This window comes from Streptomyces odonnellii (assembly GCF_000981895.1).
In the GTDB taxonomy this organism is placed as follows: domain Bacteria; phylum Actinomycetota; class Actinomycetes; order Streptomycetales; family Streptomycetaceae; genus Streptomyces; species Streptomyces odonnellii.
The window spans coordinates 1-4,294 of record NZ_LATD01000494.1 but is presented as its reverse complement, the minus strand read 5'-3'; the positions used below and the strand labels follow the sequence as shown (position 1 = coordinate 4,294).

General features: G+C 73.8%; 2 protein-coding genes. Both read right to left on the bottom strand.

All coding sequences use genetic code 11. The features are described from left to right. A partial coding sequence (locus tag WH07_RS33790; RefSeq protein ID WP_232789152.1) for an ATP-dependent helicase occupies window positions 1–3,133 on the bottom strand: 3,133 nt, incomplete at its 3' end. A gap of 148 nt (window positions 3,134–3,281) precedes the next feature. Then, a partial coding sequence (locus tag WH07_RS33785; protein ID WP_046508635.1) for a RecB family exonuclease occupies window positions 3,282–4,294 on the bottom strand: 1,013 nt, incomplete at its 5' end.

Genomic DNA, 4,294 nt, shown 5'->3' with positions numbered 1-4,294 from the left:
CCTCCGGAGTGAGGGCGGGGGGTCTTTCGCCAGCGCCGCCCCTTCCCGGCCCCGGGGCCGGGTCCCCGTCCCCCCACGCGCCATCGCCGCTGCCCGCGGTGCGGGGCCCGGGGATGCCGCCACGCGGGGCGCGGGGCGCCCAGGCGTCCCAGCCGGCCGGATCGTCGCCGGACGTGCCGTCGCCGGACAGGTCGTCGCCGGACAGGTCGTCGCCGGACAGGTCGTCGCCGGACAGCCCCGGATCGGCGGGGCCGGGGCCAGGGCCAGGGTCGACGCCGTCCGGCTCGGGATCGTCCGCTGCGACGAAATCTTCCGGTACGAACGGGTCATCCGGGGCGAACAGGTGGTCGGGATCGTCCGGCTCGGCCATGTCCGCCGGATCGTCGGGGTCGAACAGACCGGTCCAGCCCCGATCCGTCGGCTCCGTATCGACCGGCCCCGTATCGGCCGGCCCTGCGTCGGTCAATACGGACCGGTCGTCGTCCAAGGCCGCGTCGGCCGGCAGCAGCGAGCCGTCCGGGCCGAACAGGTCAGCCGGGCCCGGATCGGCCGGGCCCCGATCGTCCGATTCCAGGTCGGCCGGGGCCTCGGACCCGAAGGCGTCCGCCGGGGACGCCTCGTCGTCGTCCCCATGCTGGAACTCCGCCAAGTACCTCCGTACCGTCTGCGCCGCCTCCTGGCGGCGAGCCATCGACCCGGGGTCCAGCGGGAGCGGCCAGGGGTGCGCCGTGGAAGCCGCATGCAGCGCGGGGTTCTCGTCCGTGTCCTCCGGGGCGTCCGCCCAGGCCTCGATCTCGCCATGGCCCGCCTCGCAGTGGGCGTACAGCGCGTGCAGGAAGTCCGAAGGCCCCCGGGGCCGCTTCTGGGTCGGGCCCCACCAGTGGCCGGAGCCGAGCAGCAGGGAGCGGGGGCGGGTGAAGGTCACATAGCCCAGCCGCAGTTCCTCCGTCCTCTGGTGCTCCTTCATCGCCTCCTTGAAGGACTTCAGCCCCTTCGCGTCCCAGGACTCCATGTCCGGCAGCGTCGCCGCGTCACCGCGCAGCGCGTGCGGGAGGACCTTCGGCTGGGACGTCCAGGCCTCGCGCGCCCGGCCGTTGGGGAACTGGCCCGCGACCAGGCCCGGCACGGCGACCACGTCCCACTCCAGGCCCTTGGACTTGTGCGCGGTGAGGACCTTCACCGTGTTCTCGCCGCCCGGCAGCGCGTTGTCCAGGCCCTTCTCGTACTGCACGGCCGTCCGCAGAAAACCCAGAAACGCCAGCAGCCCCGCCTCCCCGTCGAGCGCGGCGAAGGAGGCCGCGACATCGAGGAAGTTGCTCAGCGTCTCGCGGCGGCGGGCGGCCAGGGCGTGCGGCGACGCGGAGAGCTCGACCTCCAGACCGGTGGTCGCCAGGACGCGGTGCAGGACGTCCATCAGGGGGTCGGCCAAGGAGCGGCGCAGCTCGCGCAGTTCGGTGGCGAGGCGCGCGAAGCGGACCCGGGCGGCGGCGGAGAAGGGCAGGCCGTCCTCAGGGGCGCGGGCCGGTTCCAGGAAGGTGTCGAGGGCGTCGGCGAGCGAGATCACCTCGGCCGGGTCGGTGCCCTCGACCGCCGCGGCCAGCCGCGCGTCGAGGTCGTCCGCCCCGTCCTCGCCGCCGCCCCGGTGGACCAGCAGCCTGGCCCTGCGGCCCAGCAGCGCCAGATCGCGCGGCCCGATCCGCCAGCGGGGGCCGGTGAGCAGCCGTACGAGCGAGGCGTTGGCGCCCGGGTCCTGGAGGACCTCGCACATCGCGACCAGGTCGGCGACCTCGGGGAGGTGCAGCAGCCCGGACAGGCCCACGACTTCGACGGGCACCTCGCGCGCCACCAACGCGCCCTGGATCTCCGGGAAGTCCCCGGCCGTACGGCACAGTACGGCGATCTCGCCCGGCTCCTTTCCCGTGCGAACGAGGTGCGCGACGGAGTCGGCGAGCCACTTGATCTCCTCGGCGTGCGTGGGCAGCAGGGCGCAGCGCACCGCGCCGTCGCGCTCCGCGCCGGGCGCCGGGCGCAGCGCCTCGACGCCTTCGTGCATCGCGCGCAGCGGCCCGGCCAGACCGTTGGCGAGATCGAGCAGCCGGCCGCCGCTGCGCCGGTTCTCGCTGAGCGAGAAGCGGGCCGCCGGGGAACCGTCCGCGTGAGGGAAGTGCTCCGGGAAGTCGTCCAGATTGGCCACGGAGGCGCCGCGCCAGCCGTAGATCGCCTGGCAGGGGTCGCCGACCGCCGTCACAGCGTGCCCGGTGCCGCCGCCGAACAGCCCGGCGAGCAGCAGCCGTTGGGCGACGGACGTGTCCTGGTACTCATCGAGCAGGACGACCCGGAACTCTTCCCTGAGCAGTGCGCCGACCTCGGGTCTGGTGGCGGCGAGCTCGGCGGAGAGCGCTATCTGGTCGCCGAAGTCGAGAAGGTCGCGGGCGCGCTTGGCCTCGCGATAACGCCGTACCAGATCGAGCAGTTCGCGCCGGGCCGCCACCGTCTCCGGCACCTTGCGCAGCTCGGCGTTGCTGAGCCGGGCGCCGTCCAGGGCGGTCAGCAGCTCGCTGTCGTACGCGCCGAGCCGGTCCGTACGGACAAGATGCTCGGCCAGCTCGCCGTCGAGCGCGAGGAGATCGCTGACCAGGGCGGGGAGCGTCTTGGTGAGTGCGGGGTACGGTCCGGGCGCCTCCCTGAGCACCCGCGCGGCCAGTTGGAACCGGGTGGCGTCGGCGAGCAGCCGGGCGGTCGGCTCCAGCCCTATCCGCAGGCCGTGGTCGGTGAGCAGCCGGCCCGCGAAGGCGTGGTACGTGGAGATGCGGGGCTCGCCCGGGGGGTGGTCCGGGTCGATGACATCGGGGTCGGTGACCCCGGCCCGTACGAGCGCCTTGCGGACGCGCTCCGCCAGCTCGCCCGCGGCCTTGTTGGTGAAGGTCAGCCCGAGGACCTGCTCGGGGGCGACCTGTCCGCTGCCCACCAGCCACACCACCCGGGCGGCCATCACCGTCGTCTTGCCGGAGCCCGCTCCGGCCACGATGACCTGCGGGGCGGGTGGCGCGGTGATGCAGGCCGTCTGCTCCGGGGTGAAGGGGATGCCGAGGAGCTCCTTGAGCTGCTCGGGATCGGTGAGATGTACGGACATGTCAGAGAGGCTATCCGGGACCACTGACAGTGCCGGGCAGCCCTGTTGACACCGGGCCCGGCCGGCTTCGCGGCCGGCTTCGCGCCGTCCCCTGGCCGCACCCCGCTCCGTATCACTCCGCTCACTCCACTCACTCTGCTCACTCTGCTCACTCCACGATCTGGCGTCCCTCCGGTCGCGCGCTGCACGACGCCCGGAAGGCGCAGTTGGCGCAGTGGCCGCCGGTGGTGGGGGTGAACCGTTCGTCCAGGACACGGCCCGCCGCCGTGGTGAGCAGTTCGCCGACCCACTCCCCCGAGAGCGGCTCCTGCGCCTGGACCTTGGGAAGTTGCTCGCCGCCCTCCTTCCGCGGGGCGGGCTGGCGCAGTTGTACGAGTTCGGCGCCGCCGGGCTCCGGACGGCGGCCGTCGAAGACCTCGTCCAGCGCGCCCTCGCGGACGGCGAGCTGGTAGACGGCGAGCTGCGGGTGGCGGGCCACCTCGTCCTTGGTGGGCGCCTGCTTGCCGGTCTTGAAGTCGACGACGTAGGCGCGGCCCTCGCCGTCCTGTTCGACGCGGTCCATGGAGCCGCGGATGCGTACTTCGTACGTGCCCGCTTGGAGGGTGACGTCGAAGCCGTGCTCCGTGGCGGCGGGGGAACGGCCGCGGTCCATGACGTGCCAGCGCAAAAAGCGTTCGAGTGCGACGCGGGCGTGCTGCTTCTCCTGCTGGGACTTCCAGGGCGCGTCGAAGGCGAGCGCGTCCCACACGGAGTCGAGCCGTTCCATGAGGACATCAAGGTCGGCCGGGCTGCGGCCGGAGGCGACCTCGTCGGCCAGGACATGGACGACGTTGCCGAACCCCTGGGCGGCGGTGGCCGGTTCGTCCGCCTTCACCTCGCGGCCCAGGAACCATTGGAGCGCGCAGGTGTTCGCGAGCTGCTCCAGGGCGCTGCCGGAGAGCGCGACGGGCCGGTCACGGTCGCGCAGCGGGACCTCGCTGCGGGTCGGTTCGTACAGGCCCCACCAGCGGTCCGGGTGCGCGGACGGCACGAGCGGCTGGCCCTCCTCGTCGGTCAGCGCGGCAAGCCGGGCGAGGCGGCGGGCCGCGGCGGCGCGCAGGGCGGGGGCGGCCTCGGGGTCGACCGTGGTGGCGCGCAGTTCGGCGACGAGCGGGGCGACGG